The organism is Syntrophorhabdus sp., from assembly GCA_012719415.1.
GTDB lineage: Bacteria > Desulfobacterota > Syntrophorhabdia > Syntrophorhabdales > Syntrophorhabdaceae > Delta-02.
Genome location: JAAYAK010000136.1, coordinates 1 through 17577, shown reverse-complemented (window position 1 = coordinate 17577; position 17577 = coordinate 1). Strand labels below are relative to the sequence as shown.

22 protein-coding genes and 1 tRNA gene are annotated in these 17577 nt (G+C 57.8%); 19 read left to right on the top strand and 4 right to left on the bottom strand.

Features of this window, described 5'->3' with window-relative positions; genetic code table 11:
• Window positions 1-88: 88 nt before the first annotated feature.
• Together GXX82_08580 and GXX82_08575 are read right to left on the bottom strand one after the other, a co-directional pair.
• Window positions 89-763: a hypothetical protein gene (locus GXX82_08580; GenBank protein NLT23087.1), complete on the bottom strand. Its 675-nt coding sequence runs from the start codon at window positions 761-763 to the stop codon at window positions 89-91.
• Between the two features lie 105 nt (window positions 764-868).
• On the bottom strand, window positions 869-2071 hold the full coding sequence (locus tag GXX82_08575; protein ID NLT23086.1) for a tyrosine-type recombinase/integrase: 1203 nt from the start codon (window positions 2069-2071) through the stop codon (window positions 869-871).
• A gap of 132 nt (window positions 2072-2203) precedes the next feature.
• Between GXX82_08575 and GXX82_08570 the strand changes: the two genes are divergently transcribed.
• A tRNA-Ser gene (locus tag GXX82_08570) sits at window positions 2204-2267 on the top strand.
• Between the two features lie 231 nt (window positions 2268-2498).
• Here GXX82_08570 and GXX82_08565 read toward each other — a convergent pair.
• Together GXX82_08565 and GXX82_08560 are read right to left on the bottom strand one after the other, a co-directional pair.
• A complete protein-coding gene (locus GXX82_08565; protein NLT23085.1) occupies window positions 2499-3656 on the bottom strand; it encodes a replication initiation protein in 1158 nt (385 codons plus the stop codon).
• Window positions 3657-4393: 737 nt separating this feature from the next.
• A complete protein-coding gene (locus tag GXX82_08560; GenBank protein ID NLT23084.1) occupies window positions 4394-5101 on the bottom strand; it encodes a hypothetical protein in 708 nt (235 codons plus the stop codon).
• Window positions 5102-5349: 248 nt separating this feature from the next.
• On the opposite strand from GXX82_08560, the gene GXX82_08555 reads away from it, so the two are divergent.
• The 18 genes from GXX82_08555 (at window position 5350) to GXX82_08470 (ending at window position 17451) form a co-directional block, all read left to right on the top strand.
• The gene (locus GXX82_08555) at window positions 5350-5547 is read left to right on the top strand and encodes a helix-turn-helix domain-containing protein (GenBank protein ID NLT23083.1); all 198 of its coding nucleotides are present in this window, start codon (window positions 5350-5352) and stop codon (window positions 5545-5547) included.
• A 5-nt stretch (window positions 5548-5552) separates the two neighbouring features.
• Complete coding sequence (locus GXX82_08550; protein ID NLT23082.1) at window positions 5553-6518, top strand: DUF3991 domain-containing protein; 966 nt, start codon at window positions 5553-5555, stop codon at window positions 6516-6518.
• The gene (locus GXX82_08545; protein NLT23081.1) at window positions 6515-6730 is read left to right on the top strand and encodes a hypothetical protein; all 216 of its coding nucleotides are present in this window, start codon (window positions 6515-6517) and stop codon (window positions 6728-6730) included. Before GXX82_08550 ends, GXX82_08545 begins: the two co-directional genes overlap by 4 nt.
• A complete protein-coding gene (locus GXX82_08540; protein ID NLT23080.1) occupies window positions 6711-7265 on the top strand; it encodes a hypothetical protein in 555 nt (184 codons plus the stop codon). The genes GXX82_08545 and GXX82_08540 overlap by 20 nt, the downstream gene beginning before the upstream one ends.
• Window positions 7266-7282: 17 nt before the next feature.
• Window positions 7283-7741 carry a hypothetical protein gene (locus GXX82_08535; protein ID NLT23079.1) on the top strand — a complete coding sequence of 153 codons (459 nt, stop codon included), beginning with the start codon at window positions 7283-7285 and terminating at the stop codon, window positions 7739-7741.
• Entirely contained in the window at window positions 7741-8133 is a 393-nt protein-coding gene (locus tag GXX82_08530) for a hypothetical protein (GenBank protein NLT23078.1), read from the top strand. Before GXX82_08535 ends, GXX82_08530 begins: the two co-directional genes overlap by 1 nt.
• 732 nt (window positions 8134-8865) lie before the next feature.
• Window positions 8866-9930, top strand: a complete 1065-nt coding sequence (locus tag GXX82_08525) for a MobA/MobL family protein (protein ID NLT23077.1) — start codon at window positions 8866-8868, stop codon at window positions 9928-9930.
• 231 nt (window positions 9931-10161) lie between these two features.
• Complete coding sequence (locus GXX82_08520; protein ID NLT23076.1) at window positions 10162-10608, top strand: hypothetical protein; 447 nt, start codon at window positions 10162-10164, stop codon at window positions 10606-10608.
• 13 nt (window positions 10609-10621) lie between these two features.
• A complete protein-coding gene (locus GXX82_08515) occupies window positions 10622-11221 on the top strand; it encodes a hypothetical protein (GenBank protein ID NLT23075.1) in 600 nt (199 codons plus the stop codon).
• An 84-nt stretch (window positions 11222-11305) separates the two neighbouring features.
• The gene (locus GXX82_08510; protein NLT23074.1) at window positions 11306-11593 is read left to right on the top strand and encodes a hypothetical protein; all 288 of its coding nucleotides are present in this window, start codon (window positions 11306-11308) and stop codon (window positions 11591-11593) included.
• A 9-nt stretch (window positions 11594-11602) separates the two neighbouring features.
• Entirely contained in the window at window positions 11603-13738 is a 2136-nt protein-coding gene (locus GXX82_08505) for a type IV secretory system conjugative DNA transfer family protein (protein ID NLT23073.1), read from the top strand.
• Window positions 13731-14327: a hypothetical protein gene (locus GXX82_08500; protein ID NLT23072.1), complete on the top strand. Its 597-nt coding sequence runs from the start codon at window positions 13731-13733 to the stop codon at window positions 14325-14327. The genes GXX82_08505 and GXX82_08500 overlap by 8 nt, the downstream gene beginning before the upstream one ends.
• Before the next feature lie 3 nt (window positions 14328-14330).
• Entirely contained in the window at window positions 14331-14768 is a 438-nt protein-coding gene (locus GXX82_08495; protein ID NLT23071.1) for a hypothetical protein, read from the top strand.
• Window positions 14768-15103, top strand: coding sequence for a hypothetical protein (locus tag GXX82_08490; GenBank protein ID NLT23070.1), 336 nt, complete (start codon window positions 14768-14770; stop codon window positions 15101-15103). The genes GXX82_08495 and GXX82_08490 overlap by 1 nt, the downstream gene beginning before the upstream one ends.
• Before the next feature lie 40 nt (window positions 15104-15143).
• Entirely contained in the window at window positions 15144-15371 is a 228-nt protein-coding gene (locus GXX82_08485; protein NLT23069.1) for a hypothetical protein, read from the top strand.
• A gap of 14 nt (window positions 15372-15385) precedes the next feature.
• Complete coding sequence (locus tag GXX82_08480) at window positions 15386-15760, top strand: glycine zipper 2TM domain-containing protein (protein NLT23068.1); 375 nt, start codon at window positions 15386-15388, stop codon at window positions 15758-15760.
• A 109-nt stretch (window positions 15761-15869) separates the two neighbouring features.
• Window positions 15870-16310, top strand: a complete 441-nt coding sequence (locus GXX82_08475; protein ID NLT23067.1) for a hypothetical protein — start codon at window positions 15870-15872, stop codon at window positions 16308-16310.
• Between the two features lie 829 nt (window positions 16311-17139).
• Entirely contained in the window at window positions 17140-17451 is a 312-nt protein-coding gene (locus tag GXX82_08470) for a hypothetical protein (protein ID NLT23066.1), read from the top strand.
• Window positions 17452-17577: the final 126 nt, after the last annotated feature.

The following is a 17577-nucleotide window of genomic DNA, read 5'->3' as shown; positions in this document are numbered from 1 at the left end:
CTCCGCTTCTCCCGCCAAGGCTCAATAGAAAGTTGCAAAGAGGACACTTGCACCTATTCACTTGCAGTATTACTGAGCTGGAGGCTGATCAATCAAATAGTCTTCTGAGGCACTGGCCCGCGTCACACTCCTCCTTCCATTCTCGCGCTCGATCAAGAAGTTCGGTGATGGGCAGCGCTGCGGTATCATCTATGATGAGCTTGCTTTCCGAAAGCTTCCCTGCCGCCCTGACCAGTGGTATCCAATTGTCCCGGGTAAACGTGCCCGTTCTAAGCTTGGTGTGGTCAATGCCTGACTCGGAGCTGAGCAACCTCATGATGAACTCCTCCCTGGACATTCCCATGGAGAAGATGCCTGCCGGAATAGGGTTCTCCGGTAACATGGAAACATGTTGCGCGATGTTCATGCAGAGGGCGGCCTTTCCTACGCCGGAACGTCCCGCGACTACTATGAGGTTGCCCGGTTGCAGGCCGCTCGTCAGTCTGTCGAGGTCGGAAAACCCAGTTGGGACTCCGGTAACGCTCTGCTTTTTCTCGTACAAGCGCTCGATAAGCATGATGCGGTCCATCACGAAGTCTTTGACGTAGACACCTTTCTGTTCTACGCGTTCGTCCACGTTTGTAACGTCCGCAATGGTAACGTCCGCAATATCGGGTTCTCTCTCAGCGGCTTGCTCGACAGGCGCCGTGGTCTTGCTGGGCACCTTTTTCTCTGGCTTCCTTTTCTTTGGTTTCGGATCTGAGCGTTTTGTCCGTGCGGTCATCCTTCCATTCTCCTTCCTGTTTCTTCATATTCTCAATCTGAGCGCGTTTCGGGGTGTGAGGAATAGTCGTGTAGCACCTACCCCTCAGTGGACGTCTCAGAGGCCCTATTTCTTCGCTGCGGTCTTCCTTGGAGACTTCTTCACCGGCTTCTTCTTTCCGTTCCTCGCCTTTCCCGCCTTGTGCTCTTTCGACTCCTCGATCACCGGCACGGCCTCAGCCATCGTACGCTCCAGCTTCTCGGCCGCTTCCCTTCGGGTCGTATCGGACAGGTGGGCATATCGTTTCACCATCTGTAGGGATTTGTGCCCCAGGGCCTCTGCGATCGTGATCAAGGATTCACCCTGAATGGCGAGAAGGCTGGCATGGGTATGTCTGAGGGTGTGAAACGTCACCTTTTGCCGCCGGTCCGTGATGCCAGCGTTCCAGCCAAGGCCTTCAACGACTCTGTCAAAGGCATTAGAGAGCTCACGGATTTTTTGTCCCTGTCGGTCGGTGAACACGTATTCCTCGGGATATTCGGGCAAACGGGCCTGAAGTATTTCCCTAACGGCCGGGGTCATGAAGGCCTTCCTGGATGTCTTGTTTTTGGGGTCCGAGACATTAATGATCCCGTTGTCGAGGTCAATATCCATGCGGCGGAGGCTCGTGATCTCCCCGAAACGCAGGCCGCACCGGAGGGAAAGGAGCGCGATATCGTGCGTTGTAGACGATCTTTCCTTCAGTTTCGCAAGGATGAGGGCGGCCTCCTCCGGGGACAGGTACCTCTCGCGGCGGTTCTGTACAGTCGGCAGTTTAATCTTCTTGATAGGGTTTTCCCCCTTCCACAAGTTCCAAGCGACCGCCTTGTTCCAGACCATGCGCACCAGGACCAGGATGTGCTTCACCGTGGCATCCGAGAGGCCCTTCCTGTAAAGGTCGCTCTTGAGTTCTTCCAGTACCATTGGAGTGAGGTCGTCCAGGCGTTTCTTTCCGATGCTGTCCTTGAGGTGTTTATTGTACCTATTGGTGTCGTCATAACCTTCACGCGCCTTGTTCTTGGCTGCCCACGCGAGGTATTTGTCTGCCACTGTAGAGAACCTTGGAGCTTTCTTTCTTATATCGAGCTCCCGTCCGTGTCGCCTCTCCCGGATCCTTTCGATCCGGATCTGGTAAGCCAACTCGGCGGTATACTTTTCCGACTGCTTCCCGACCTTCTCAAATACCTTCTTGCCGCCGGCATAATAGGTGATATAATATGACCGGTCACCGGACTTCATGGTCCTGGTGAACACCCCTTGATACTTCGTCTTTTCGTATCCTTCTGGCATAGAATTTTTACCCGTATTACCCCCGTGTAGTCAAAAACAGCATGACGTGCGGTAAATCAGATTTTGTACAGAAACGCTGTAAACACTATATTTTATGCGGTAATACGAAGTCAAGGCAAATGAGGGAAAACAGCGGAAAATGGGTCAAAAAGGACTTCTAATCCGTAGGTCGCACGTTCGAGTCGTGCCAGGCGCGCTTGTTATTTCAATAGGTTACGAGGCATTCGGGGGGAAGAGGCAGAAGCTGTGCTACCCCGTATGCGACCCTGGAAGGGGTTTTTCAGCGGTTTTCGGAAGGTCTTACCCGCATAGATAGATCAAGCCAAAAACTCTCACCTTCCACGGCACACATCGCACGATCTATGGGAAGAAGCTGTGCTACCCGGAGAGGGTAGCATGGACTCCCGAGATCCTGGGCATCTCACTGTCAAACAAACCGGACCGTCCCCTTTCTCAATCCTGCTGTCACCGCATCCGCCGTCATTTGGAGCTTGCCGTCGAGCCACAGGCTCCCGTCGTTCTGGAGGATCGCGGCCACGGGCTTCCCATTCGTGTTTGCCTCGATATCGGCAAGCCCCATTTCCCGTACCGAAAGCACCTCCACCTGCCGGCCAGCATAGGGATGCTTCTTCTCTTTCATTGTCGCTTCACCATCCTTGTTGTAGCCCTTTATGAGCGCCACCTTGAGATAAGCAGGGTAGTTCCTCTTTTTGCCCTGGCTCGCGGCTTTGATGATGTTCTGGAGCTGGATGATGGTGTAGATACCCGCTTTGACGGCATCTGCGATGGAGGCAACAACGGTCGGCGTGTCACGGTATGATACTGGTACCAGTTGGAGGAGAGTGGGGAGGATATTTGTGTCCCTCCCTTCGGCCAGGGGCTTTTTCGATACGACAAACTTCACCTGGACGACATACCGGTGTCCGTGCTTGTTCAGTTGCATCGTTACATTGAGCGGGGTTCGCTCGTTGATGAATTTCAGGGCCGGCTTCAGGGCCACAGTGTTCAAATTTTTGAACAGCTGCAGCTTGTTCTTCTCGATCCCAAGCATTTCCCGGAGTTCCTCGACCTCCACCGTGAACTCAGCACCGTATCCGTTGTCTTTAAAGACATGCGCGGAGCAGATCTCGTAGAGGCGAGAGGCGTAGATCCCCGGGGCGGACAGGAGGAGCCTCAGAGGGATTCGCGTGTAGTTCAATTGCTCGCGTAAGCGAAGGAGGACGGGCTTTAATTTAGGGTCGAAGGAGAACTCGATTATCCCGCGGCCTCTCTTGTAGTCTGCTGAGCTGAACCAGTGTGTAACCAGCACACTCCCGTCTTCCCGTTCGACCCTCACCACCTTCCTTGCGAAAGGAACGATCACGGAATCAATGACAGCGTGCATTCTCCCGTTGTGGATCCCGCACAATTCCAAAAACTCCTTGACGGCGAGCCTATATGGCTTGAAGTCAGCATCCTCTGGTTGGATCTGGGCCAGGATCGAGAGGAGAAGACGCTGTTCTATCAAGGACAGCGAGGTCTTCCTCATTACGAGTGAGTTTGACTGATATACTATTTCTTCGGCGGTCGCCGCGTCCCTTACCATCCTTTCCTCCTGTCTTTAAAATAGATATCTACTAATATCGAGTCAATGCCATGCAAACACATAGCTCATTCTGCCTTGTCCAGTAACCGTCCATACTATATCTTATCGGCTTATTATTGTAAATACTTAATAGCCGTTGACCAGCCATTTATAGCCGCTGACCAGCCATTTATAGCCGATACCGCTGTAACTTATCGACATCACAGAAGAATGTGGCCCTTAATATTAAATAGTTAAATAAACCGCAGGGAGAAAAAGAGGGAACTCAAGTTTTTCGGGTCGCGTCACGACCCCCTGTGCTTCCTTCTCCCTTCCATTCATTCCGGGCAACGTGGGGCAGTAGGTAAACAACCTGCTGATCGCGGTCTTTGGCGCCGGCCCCTCGTGGCGTTTCGCCACGTTCCGGGGCCCCGGGATAGCTGAACATTTCACCGAGCTCCAGGACAGTAGGGAAAGAACAGGATCCACCCCTTTCCTCCCACCGAAAGGCAAAGGCGGAGGAGAGAAGTCAACTCCCCTGTTCTTTCCCTACTGTCCAGTTGGAGTGGGAGGTTTGCATATCACCGCTGTCACAGGCCGCGCGAAGCTCAGGCCTGGCGTTCTACAGGAGGGTGAAGGAGCAGTTTACCTACTGCCCTCATGGAACGGAGACTTCTGCTTTTTACCTACTGCCCGTCTTTGTCTGTAGATGTGTTATTGTCGTCCAGGGAGGGGGGGTAGCGACGCGCGCGCCGTGATCATCGCAGATATATCTTGATCGCTTCCTCGATGTCATCTTCTTCCACGTTGAGCTCCTCGAATACCTTGACCAGCAACTGCACCTTATGGTTCGCAGCCAGCCGCCCGGGTGACACGATGTCGTCCGGATTGAGATGTTCCAGTGTCTTGGCCAGCTCGGGGATCAGGTATTCGGCACCGGTCCTCAGTTTCTTGAGTGCCTCGCCGGGATACCTGTTCGGTAGATAGAGCTCGGATAAAGAGATGTAGATATTGAGCGCAGGTGAGGGCTCCTCGTCTTCCTCCTCGTCTACGGCTGATATCCTGCTTGCTTCGATGTTCTTCTCCACGAGGAGGGCCTCGATGCCCGGGGAGGTGAGCCTGTCACTCAGGAGCACCAGGAATGCATCCTGCTGACTACGACACACGTAATACAAAGGATCAGGCTGGCGAGCATCACGGACAACAGAGCAAGATTCGACGCCCTCGGCATCGAACAGGTACTCCACCAGGTCATGGGCATCGCGTGCTGACATCATTTGACTTCGACCTCCAGGTTGCCTGCCCGATTCCACCGTTGCGGTCAGGAGCACGAACGGGCCTGGGAAGATCCGTCCCTCTCCCAGTGCCAGCCATGATTCGGAGACCATCAGACCCGTTGCGATGTCACGGAGTACCTGTATCGCGGGAGTGTACACGTTTCGCGCCGCCTTGTTGATCACAGTCAACTTCACTCCTGTTAATGTGGCGATGGTCTGTTGCGATATACCGAGTACTGAGCATAGCACTTTAATACGGTCGCCTACGGTTTTGGTCTCCATAGCCCCATCCTCTCGCTTTTCTTTATATTAGCATAAACAAGCACATACATTCTCCATCTTTTTTTCATTTTCTTCTTGACAACAAGCATATGCTAGCATATATTAGGACATGAATGATATAGCCGGAGGGACAAATGGAACTACGAAGCCAGAAGATGCTGACCGAGGCCCAGATATCAGAGATGTTCGGTATAAGTCAGGCGACATTACGCACGTGGCGCTGGCAGAAGAAGGGGCCCCGGTACTACAAGGCGGGGCGGAACATCAGGTACAAGATCGAGGACGTCGACGCGTATTTTGTGGGCCAACCTGTGGAAACCCTGGATTCAATGAAACAACAGCAGGAGGGCTAACTGACATGAGACCGACGCATCACAACAACGACGAGATCAAAATCATCAATGCGACCGTGGACATCGGGCAGGTGGCGGAGGCTCTGGGGTTCGCGAAAGACCGGGCTAAGAGCTCCAAAATGAGCCACAAATACACACGGGACGGTGATCGGATCGTGGTCAAGGACAGCCCCTCCCGCCCGGGCCAAGAGTACTACACGCTGGGCAAAAGTAAAGAGGAGGGAGATTGCGGACCCGTCTTCAACTTCGTCTATTGGAGGGAGGGAGAAAGGAACCTGGGGAAAACAAGAAAGATCCTCAAGCCCTTCATCGGAACCCTGGACGCTGCACTTGTAACGCCGGTGACCGTCCCCTCGCGGATGATTGAAGAAGAGGCCCCGGACCGGTCCAGTGAATGGGAAGCATTAAGCGAGACCCCGATGCCGCTCAAAAGACACGTAGTCGACCATTTGTACAAAATGGGCATCACACGGGAAACGCTGGAGGCCTTCCGAGGCCTGCTCCACGCCGATGCGATGAAGAACGCCTGCTTCGCTTCACGCCTCCAGGACGGAAGAATAGTCGGGTGGTCCGTCCGGGGAACGCAGGATAAAAAATTCCGATCGAACCATGGAACGAAGGCCCTGTTTTTCGGGCCGCCGGGGAAGGAAAGAACGGAGCATCTCGTGGTCACCGAATCCGCGCTTGATGCCCTTTCATACTGGCAGATCTTCCACGAACAGGTCGATATCATGGTCAGCGCAACCAACGGCAACACTGGAGACTATGGTCAGGTCGTGCTGCTGGCGCGTGAGCTTGGGGCACAGCAGATCATCGTGGCAACCGACAATGACGAAGCAGGTGAGGAACAGGGTAAAGCCCTGGCCGCCGTCCTCGATAATGCAGGCGTTCCCTGGTTTTATCACCGCCCGCCGGGCGGGACAAAGGACTGGAACAAATACTTGCTACAGCAGAAGGAGGTAACAGCATGACCCCCTCCCTCTGCTCCACGTGCGGCACCTGTGGCTCCCCGATCCCCGAAGGCCAGGGCCGCTACATCACCCCCGACGGCATCTTTTGTCAGGCTTGTGGCCTGCCGTTTCCCTTGGGGCCCGGGGTCCGGGTCCAGATCATCATCACGGGTCTGGAGGATCGGCACCAGGACAACAAGGAGGCAACAACCCATGGCAAATATGAAGGGTAACACGCGACTACACGCAGCGTGCAAGACCGGTCACACTGCTGCCGTCCACCTCCTCCTGGAGAAAGGAGCAAAGATAAACGCAAGAAGGAAGGACGACGGCCGCACCCCCCTCCACGAGGCCTGTTCCCACGGTCACCTGGACACCGCCCAGTTCCTCCTTGAGAAGGGTGCCGACGTCAACGCACGGGACACGTGGGGTGCTACACCCCTCCACGCGACGTGCGGCGTATGGTGGGGACACGAGCTGGACCTGGCCCGCCTTCTCCTCGACCACGGGGCGGACATCAACGCCAAGACCGACGCCGGCGACACCCCCCTGCACCTGGCATGCCTCCATAGCCACTCCACCATCGCCCGCTTCCTCATCGAAGCCGGCGCGGACGTGAATGCGAGGGGGGAATCAGGCCGTTCTCCCCTTGACCTGGCGCTGGAACTCCCTACCGACAACCCTGCCCGTGAGGAGATCCTCGATCTCTTCCGCCAGTACGCCCCGGAGCAGGTGATGGAGGCGTACTGCACACAGGAAGCTATCTGACTATAAAAGGAGGCAACATGGAAACATGCAGAAAATGCAAGACCGAAATTGAAAATGGCAAAGGCAGGTTCCGGACCGAAGAAGGCATCATATGCCTCGACTGCGTCAAGAAACTGGGCAAGCTCGAGTGGCGCCGGGAGGATGCCCAGGCAAAAGAATACGCCTCCTCACTGGCTAAGAAAGCGCTCCACGAGGCTGAAGAACAGGCATATCGGGAAGCTCAGACCGCCATCGGTCGCGTCCTGTTTCCCTTGTCGGGACCCCGCCGGGAACTCTCTCGCGGGACCCTGAAAAAGATCATCGCGGCACTCAAGATCAAGGACGTGGACGAGCGGGCGTTGAGAATAAACAACCTGATCAAAGCTGCCTCGCCCAAGATCGAAGCGGCCACCCGGGAGGCCCGGAATGCGAAGACGAACACGGACGATACCCGGGATGATGCAGGCCTGGCGATCGTCCAGGGAGGTCAGGGATAATGACATCCATCCAGAAGAAAAGAGCAGAGCTCGAAAAGAAAAAGCAGCAAAGGAACAAGGCCCGGCAGGAACTGGCAGAACTCGAAAAGAAGCAAGGCCAAGAGAGGGAGAAGATGTTCAAACGGGTGGCCAACAAGGTTGCCTGGTATGCGTTATCGCAGCCGGTGAAAGTCTTCGCCACGAAGAACAGACAGCGGGTTATGGCAGTGGACCATGCCGCCACCTGGAAACTCCGCGCACGGGTCATCGCCATCGCGAGAATGATCAACGAAGGCCGGCACCCCGGCGACATCCTCGATGCCCTGATCGAGTTTTTGAAAGACGAAAAGGCGAGACTGACGTGCGCGGATAAGCGATACGGTAGACCCCGGGACGATGGTGAGGGAAGGTGATGAAGATGATGAAGGGGAAGGCCGGCGAGGTGAAAGTGAAGATGAAAAAGATGAAGAAGGTGAGGGTCGGGCAGGGTGACGTGACAACGCTGAGCATCGATCGCAGACAGCACGGAACGTCGATGACGGGCATGCACTGTTCTTCGATCGCAGGCAGCACTGGGCATCCGTCGTGGGCCTCCACGATTCCATGTTCTCGCGATGCTCGAACCGCCATTTTGCTGAACGCAAACTGGCTTCCTCGCGACGCTCGGACGGTCGTTTCGCTGAACGCAAACCGACCGGAAATCGTGGAGGCCCAACTACCCCTTCTCATGACGATGAAACCGTCATTCGAAGAGGTAGCCGGGTCCCTCCCACCGTGTAGCCATGTCTCGGTGGGCCCCTATACCTCGTGCTCCATCTCAACCGTGTCGCACGAGAGCTTTGACCGGGTCGCTCCAGGGCCATGGTGTCGCGACCCTCATACCTCGCGCTTATCCTATGCGGCGCGAGAGCTTGACGAACCTCGCTGGCCTCTCGTTTCTCCCGTCCCTTCACATCGAAACGACCCGGGCGCTCGGTACAACATGGCCCCACCCCCAACCCCCTCCCAGGGGAGGGGGACCTTAGCCGTCAACGTCCTCACCCTGTCATCATCAAGCTCACCGACAATCACCATATCATGTCGAGAGACCGGACAGGCCAGCCGTCATCGCTCATCACCGTCCCTCACCATGGAGGTCACCACTGATGCCTGACAAGACCTGGAAACCCTGGAACGACATCGATTATTCATCGTCCAAGCACAACCCGGACGTCCGCGGGAAAGCCTACTACGATTCCAAGCCCAGCAAGTCCATCGGTGGCGGCGCCAACATGCCCGAGCTCGGCATGGACGATGCGATGTATTTGAACGATCCGGCCGACCCGTCACCGTCCCTCAGCGAGGTCACCGTTATTGACGAGATCGCGTCGGGGATCACCAAAGAGGACCGCTTGGCCATAGTCCGGGAGTGGGTCCAGGTCAAGGAGAGGGAGCTTGCCAGGAGGAGAGACGCGAGGTTCACGACCACCTGCTTTGTCCCGATCCCGAACGAGCTATCTCAGCGAGATGCCGTTCGCGTCGGGCACGAGATATGCCGGGCGTTGTTCGATGGCGACCACCTCTACTCCTTCAGCGTCCATGCGAAGGAGTCAGTCGTCAAGAAGCTCACGGGGAACACCGTGGCCACGTACTCGAGACAGAACAATCACATCCACATCCTTTTTTCCGAACGCCGGCTGTCCGACGGGAAGAAAGGGACCGGAGCATCCCGCAAGTTCAAGCAACGCGATGCCCTCCGGAAACTGATCAATTCCGCCCTGGCTGACTCACTTACCAAGCGCGGCTACAAGATCACCGCGAACACAGGTGCGGAGAAGAAGACACGGGTCTCCAGGGCCCAGCAACGGGCACGCGAGCGAGAGCAACAGCAGGCCCTCGCCGTCAGCCAGGTGGAGCTCGAGGTCGCGGAGAAGAGAAACGAGATCGGGGCGATGGACAAGGAGATCGCAGAGCTGGAACGGGAGGTCACGTCCCTGGAAAAAGGACGACAGGTGCCCAGCTTCAGCAAGGTCCACGCGAACCTGGACAAAGCCGAACGCGGCATGAAGGATCTCGAGATCCAGCAACAGCTCGACCGCATCAACCAGCGCTCCCAGGCCCGCCTCGAGGCTGATAAGAAGTACCGCAGTGGACAGGACAAGAACCGGTCATCCCGGACGAGAGAGAACGTCACCCGCGAGCCCGACGCCCGCGATGGAATAGACAGGTAACAATTAGTAAAGGAGGTAACCCATATGAAATGCCCAGCATGCAACGCCATCATCCCCTCGGATTCCGACATTTGCCCGGCCTGTTTCTCACCGATCGAGACCGCCCAGGAGCCTCTCGCACCCCCTCCTCCCGCGGCCACCAGAGCCAATCCGCGCGAGGTCGAAAATCAGTCTGAGGCATCCTGGAAAACCCAGGAGGGTCATAGGCAGGCCCCCCCTCGAGAAAACACCGTGAGAGGCAACACAGAGGGTCGTTTTTCCGCCAGGGTCCCCAGAAAAGGCCTCTTCCTGGCCATCGGGATCCTCGCCGTCATCATCATAGCCGTCGGCGGGTACATGACCATGAACCGCCAGGCACCGGTCCCTCCTACCCCTGTAGCAAAGGAGCAGCCGGCACCGGCACCGGAGAAACCGGAGGAAGCGAACCCCGCCCCTGTCCACCAGGAGAAGAAGACCGTCGTGAAGAAGGCGCCGAAGGCCTCGGTACCGAAGGTCCAGACGCCTGCTCCTGCCCCGACACCGAAGGCCTGGACGTACAGACCGGATCCGGTCCCCCCGAAACCTGCCCCGAAGCCCCAGGCACAGAGAAACGGTATCGGTGCATGGCTCGATCGCACCCTGGGGCCCGAGAAACCGGTCACGCAGCCATCGAACGACCCCCGGTATACCGGGCAATAAATAGGAGGTAACTATGAAACACATCGGTTTAACAGCAACACTCGCGGTAATGGTACTGCTCGCGGGATGCGGCCAGCAGGTCCCCCCGGTCGTTAACGGCCCTCAATCATGGGGAAAAGGAGAGCCCTATGTGTCCCTTCGCAACGCCACCATCCGTGGAGCTGCCAGTGGATCCTGGGTGTCCAGGCGGTATGAAAAGATGGACTGGAGGGAACTGAATAAACTGAGCAAAGCGGAGCAGGAGGCCCTGCTGCAGGCCGGATTCGATCCATGGACGAACTCATTTAAACAGAACGCCGGTGTCACCCCATATCGTGTCGAGCAGCTCATTATCGCCGACGGGACCAGCCAGGGGAAGACTTTCGATAGCAAGGGCAAAGAAGTTCCCCTTCAGTGCGTGATAAGTTCCGGCGCAGGCCTCTTCCGGGAGGCAAAGAAGACCCCTGCACCAACAACAACGTTCGGAGCATTCTTTCCGCGGGCCCCGGAGTACGTGGAGCAGGCCCCCAGCACCGTCATTATCACGGCATGCGCGAAGCAGGACGCGAAGGGTGGTTGGGAGCTCAGCCACATCGTCGTCGAGAAACCCAAGAAGACCGAAGGAGGTAACTAATGGAACGGATGTACGGACCCTGGCTGTTCTTTCTCATCGGATTCGTGCTGCTGGTTGTTGCCGGCGCATTCATAGGAGGTTGACATGGCTAGACCTGAAAAACAAACACCCAGTACCATAGAGCTCAGGCGGATGCTGAGCAAGCACAGCGGAGAGCACGCAGAAAAGACCATCACCTATGGCGCCGTCCTGGTGCTCGTTGCCCTGGGTGCCCTGCTCCCTATGTGGTCCGGTCTCCTCTGGGCCGTGAGCGGCCTCCTCGTAGGCCTCGTGCTGCCCATCGCCGGCATCATCCTGGCATTCGCGGCGGCGAAATCACTGTTCCACTTCGTGATCGAGAGACTCCCCGGCGTTGATGGCGCGGGCAGGTAAGGAGGTAATATGGGATTCTTTGGAAACATTGTTAATGGCATCCGGACAAGAATTGACAACTACGCGATGGCCGGGACGTGGCCCCAGGTCATGCCCCCGGCCCTGGACGACATCATGCCCCAGAAAGGGCAGGGGAGATTGGCGGAAATCGTCCGCGATGAAGGAGAGGAGGCCCTGGCGTATCTGACGTACGATTGGGTCCACCGAAGGAAAGTGGAAATGGTGGAGTACGCCCGCGAGTACGGGATGCGGGCAATGCGCAAGAAATACAACACCCGTGCGCTCAACCCGCCGGCACGGGCAGTGGCACTCAGCACAGCCCGGATCCTGGCAGTCGGCATCATCGTTGCTACCATACTTATATCCCGGTACAGCTACAACTGGTTGGCCGTGGCGCTGCTCACCATGGGCCTGCAGAGCATTGTCGAGGCGTGGATCTATCTGGGCAACGACATATTGTCCCGCGTGTTCTCGTTCTTCAGGGCCTCCACGAAACCGCAGATATGGCGTGACGCAACGGCCCTGGGGAAAATGTACTTGGAGGGCCACGTGGACTCGGCAGAGCTCGCATTTACACTCAGTCTGGCGAGAGGTATCAAGGGCCGCTGTATGTGGGACACCGGCGATGCCATGACCCTGGGAACCAGCACCGGGCAGCTCAGGGGCACCGGCGTTATCGCCGCGCCGAATCTGGGGGTCCCGATGCGCATGACCTACTCGGACCTCGCCACCGGCACCATCATCACGGGCGGAACCGGCAGCGGGAAAACCCAGGCGATCAATAGCATGGTCGCGCAGTTGATGACCACGGACCCGAACGGTCCGAGCCTCATTATCATGGACCCGAAAAGGTCCGCCATGCTCGACGTGTACGCGCTGCTGAAATCCATGCCCCAGGAGATCCGGGATACCTACGCCCTGCACGTGATCGGACCCGAGCCGTGGCAGTCAGGATGGAACCCGATTGATCCCCTCGTGTCGACCCCCGAACAGGCCTCGGCCACATTGTTTGACCTGATCCGTTCGGAGGGTGGTGGACAGGGCGATGGTGAGTATTGGAGCGCCATGGTCGTTGAGCTGGTGTTTGCAGCAAGTACGGTCCTCGACATCGCAGGGCTCCACCGCGACCTGGGCAGTGTGTACAGGTATCTGACCGACACGGAACAGATGGACAAGATCAACAACGTGGCATTGTTGCGGGCCCCCGGAACGGGGCAGGACGAGCTGCTGGCGCGGGTGCTGGACCAGGTGCGGGTGAACCTCGTCGAGGCACCCGAAAAGACCCGGGGAAACATCATATCCTCAGTGTCTAGCTGGATCGGACGGTTCGCACTGCCGGGATATGCCAACTGGTCCCACACCGCGAGCATGGACGAGATCTACAAGGAAAAGTCCATCTGGGTCATCGACATCCCCGATGTTCTGGGGAAACCTGGAAGACTTTTGCGGTACTTTTTTTTCCGTCAGGTGTATGACCTGGCATTGAGCCGGCTGGCGAAACGCGGGAATGACCGCCACATCGTATTGATCTGTGACGAGGTCCAGGAGAGCACGAACGCCGAGAGCTTCAAGAAATCCGCCCTCTCCCGCGAGGCGAAACTCTGTGTCATCGCGGCAACACAGAGCGTGAGCCAGTTATTGAAAGTATGGGGGGGCAAGGAAAGCACGGACACGATCCTCGCGAATTTCAGAACGAAGGTCCTCCTCTCGACGGACGACCCCGAGACGCGGAACAGGATGAAACTGATCGTGAGCGAGGGCGAGCTCCCCGAACACAGCTACGGCACCAGCGTATCCAAAACAATGGGTATGGGCACCGGAGGCGGCGGCGGAGCGCTCGGCGGGGCGGTCATGGGAAATGTGACCGGGTTGATGGGGATGGTGCAGGCCAACATGTCCAAAAGCTGGACCACATCGAAAAACGTCCAGCTCAAACGCGCCCCTCTTCGGGACGAGCTATTTGACGCGCTCGGGCCCCAGATGGCCGTGTCAGTGGTCAACTGGAGCGGCGCCCGACGGAAATCCATCATCGAGCTCGACCAGCTGTTTATTCGTAAGGACGCGGACATGCTCAACGTCCTGGAACGCGACTACACGGCCGCACGGCAGGATCAGGCAGAGACAGCGGAGGTGGTGAATGAGTGACATCAATATCGATTACGACGCGGCGATAGACGAGGCGCTGAAGGAGGCGGCCCGGAACGAAAGCGAGAACGAGGCCTCCATCGTGACGGAGCTCGAGCCGGACCCTGTGGCGGAGGTCGCGGAGGAGGAGACGGTCCAGGAGGAGGTGGACCTCGGGCAGTATTTCCCGGAGGTCACGCTCACGGAAACCCCGCAGGAAGGCCTCCAGGAACAGGAGGCGGGGGCAGAGGAAACGGTCCCGGAGAGCCTGGAAGAAGGCCTGCAGGAGGAAGGGGCCGTAGAGGCAGAGCAGGACCCTCCCTCCATCGAGGAGCGACTCGACGATCTCACGGAGCTGCTCGGAGGCCTGCACGAGCTACTGAAACAGCTCGTCACCGGCATGGAGGAGCAGTCTAAATCCATCGACAGTATAGGCGCCCGGGTCATCGACGCGGTCACGACGGTCCTCCAGCATGGAGGCGTGAAGGTCTCTCCCACGAAACCATCGGTCGCCCCGGCAGTGGAGGAAGAGGTCTCTGGGAAAGGCCCGTCAGAAGCGGAGAAAGCGAATCTCGAGACAATACAAGCGTTAAAGGAAAGGAGGTCATAGGTGATGGAAAAAGAAAAGGACGGAGTGAAAGGGTTTGAGAGTCGGGAACGGTCCCGGCGGCAGCAGGAAAAGGAAGCGCGTGGCAGGGGAGGCGATCCTCTCAGGGACAGCCCCATCGATAAGAGTGATGTGAGCCCTGATCTTTCGCCAGGAGGAACCCGGCGGGATCCTGAGGCGATCGCGAAGGCCCGGAACGCACGGATTGACAGGAGCGCCAGGAAGAGCGCGGAGAAAGGGAAAGGCCGGTCTCGTCAGGAGTATGACGAGAAGATGAAGGCTATGAAAAAGGACATGGCGGAGCTGAAGAGCAGGGTCAACAAGCTCGAGAAAACGGTCAGCAAGCAGGCCGAGAAGCTGAAGTCCAGGGAACGCGGGCAGGAACGCGAGAACGAGCGTGGACGTGACCGCCAGCGCACGATGGACCGGGGACGGGATAGATAGTGGAAAATCCGTGGACGGAGTACCTGGATCAGATGTCGGAGGCAGAGTTCGCCGAGCTCACCGCAGAGGGCGTCCTCGAGTTGAAGAACAACGCCATGCGTGAGGAGGACGAGGAGCTCGCCGAAGAAGAGGCCCTCCTCGGTCTCCCCCGCGGATACTGGGTGCCGGCCATGGAATACAGGTATATCAACGAGAGCGCGGCGTTCCTCGACGCCCGCTGGGATCTCGTCGAGGCAGAATACGCCAGGCGGGACGCGGAGCTCGAGGCCATGGAAAAGGAGATGGAGGCCCTGAAGGAACGCGAGCGCAAAGCGAAATGGAAACCATTCGTATAAACAAGCGCGGGGCGGGCAACCGCCCCGAAAGGAGAACAGCATGAACGACGTAGAAAACTCAGCAACGAATCTGGACGGCACGGAGAACATCGGGGCCCAGGGCATCGATGAAGCGAACAGCGAAGCGGCAAAGGCTGCGAAGAAGCTCAAGGACGCGAGGGACAAGGACGGCCAGGAGCCCGGACGTGGAGGCGGAGGCCTCGGGATAAAGAAGATCGCGGAGTTTCTCGGTGATAGCAGCCCGCGAGATCGCGGGAGAGACAGATAACACGGAGGTGCAATATGAAACACACAGCATTGGCAGCACTCATCATCACCCTGGCGGTCCTCGCCGGATGCGCAGAAAGTGGCTACAACACCCAAAAAGGCGCGGCCATCGGGGCAGGTGCCGGGGCCCTGGCCGGACAGGTGATCGGACGTGACACGGCCTCTACGCTCATCGGGGCCGGTGCGGGAGCTCTCGTTGGAGCCATCACGGGCAACGCAGTCGACCAGCATGTGCAGAAACAGCAGGGACAGGGCGGACAGGCAACGGCGTATCCATCATCGGGACAGGTACAGCAGGATCCTCCTGGCAGGTGGGTGGAGGTGCCTGGCAGCTGGCAAGGAGGGAAATGGGTCCCCGCGCATACCGTATGGGTGCCGGTGAATCCATGAGCGGCTATATTGTTAACAATTTATCAATTTGACAAATAAACAGATCCTGAAGGAGGGCAGTATGAAAAGAGACGTAACGGCAATAGTGGCGATCGGAGTAGCAATACTGGTGATGGTAGTAGCGGTGGTGCTGGGGTTTGCGAGGCCGGTGAGGGCGGAGGAGACGGACCTGTACCTGGCCCCCGCGGAGAGGCAGTGCCAGGAGGCCCTGGCGGCGATGGAAAACCGGGACTGGGGGCAGCTGATCGATCAGCTGGCGGTTCCGGGAGAGGAGCGGTCCTCCCTGTCTGTGTCCGTTTCCCCGGTCCCTGAGGGACAGGCTCCCCGGGCAGTGAAGCGGGAGGATGTCGTCCTGGTGCATGCGCTCAGGGCCGGAGGGGATAGTGTTGTGTTCGTAAACATGGACAGCGGAGGGCGGTGCACGGTGACAGCGCACAACATGATCGAGCGCGACGGCGAGATGCGGCCGGAGTGGACGGTCGAGTCGGTGTCCCTGGCGGGGGTCGGTGACGTGCGACGTGGCGTGGACGTGATCGCGACGCGGAAATAGCAGTTCCTTTGGCCGGGCATGAGCAACCCGGCCTGTTACCTCCTTTGAGCCCGGGGTCCTGAGAGGCCTCGGGCTTTTTTGCGTGCAACGAACAGACACACAGCAACGAACAGACCCAGGGGGGCGCCACGCTTGCCCCCCTTCAGAACCCCCCACCGCCGGGGGGTGCTCTTGGCCGCCCCCGGACCCCCGGCAATCGCGGGAGGCCCGTCCGCGCAAGCGCGTCCACCCCGCGAGTAAAAGATGTCCTCCTTAGATGCGGGACGTGGAGCGAGAGGGAACGGAAAGCAAAAGGCAAAAGATGTTTACAAGGGTGAAGCCGCCGCCGGGAGGTCCCGGTCCACACGGTGAGTGCTCAATCCGGGAGGCGGGGCGGTCCATCAACGGCGCCCTGAGCTTCGCGCGGCCGCCTGGTACTTAAGGCCTTCGCGCCTGACCCCCCTCCGTTGTCGGGTTGTTTTGGACATATTCGTTAGTTATTACGCGACCTTCCAACACAAAAAAGGGGTAGACGGGAATTTCCCGTCTGTGTCGTTTTTGAGGTCTTTTCGTGAATGATATCGTGCAGTTGGAGTGGAAAACCATCCGACAACGGGGTGATATGTCAATGATTCCTGGAGGTTACAGAGCGCAGGCGAAGGTCTTTTTCCCCGGGGAGCGGGCCGTGCTGAAACTTTTTTGAAAATAATTTTCGACAATTATTGCCGCTGTGAAGTGGCGTCAACAGGGCGTTTGCGGAGGCCTCGACTTGACATCCTGGTAATATATGTTAGAATTATATTAAGATTATTGAGCACATGCCGATAACAGATATAAGGAGGTAGCAAGCATGGACATGGGCGAAACATACGGATTCACGGGACGCGACGGCAAACGATACGAGTTCTCCACGTACCCCGCCTGGGACAACGACTGGGCCGAGGGCAGGCTCGAGATCAACGGAGAGGTCGCACGGGTCGTCACATCGACGTGGTATCGCCGCGCGACACCGACCCCGACGCCGGCGGCACAGGTACTCGCGGACCTCATCGCCGCAGAGGAGATCGAGGAGAGGAGTCTGATGCAGGAGCTACGGGAGCTGGTCAACACCGCGGAGTGGGAGCTGGAGGAGATGCTGGAGCAGAGACGGGAGGTGGCATAATGATGGACATTACGGTTGATCAGTCCCGTGAGCGCGAGGGACACGAGGATGCCCCGGTATGCCTTTTATGCCACCAGGAGATCCAGGGCCGGCACGTCCTCGCCTGGGAGACGGACCATTTTTGCT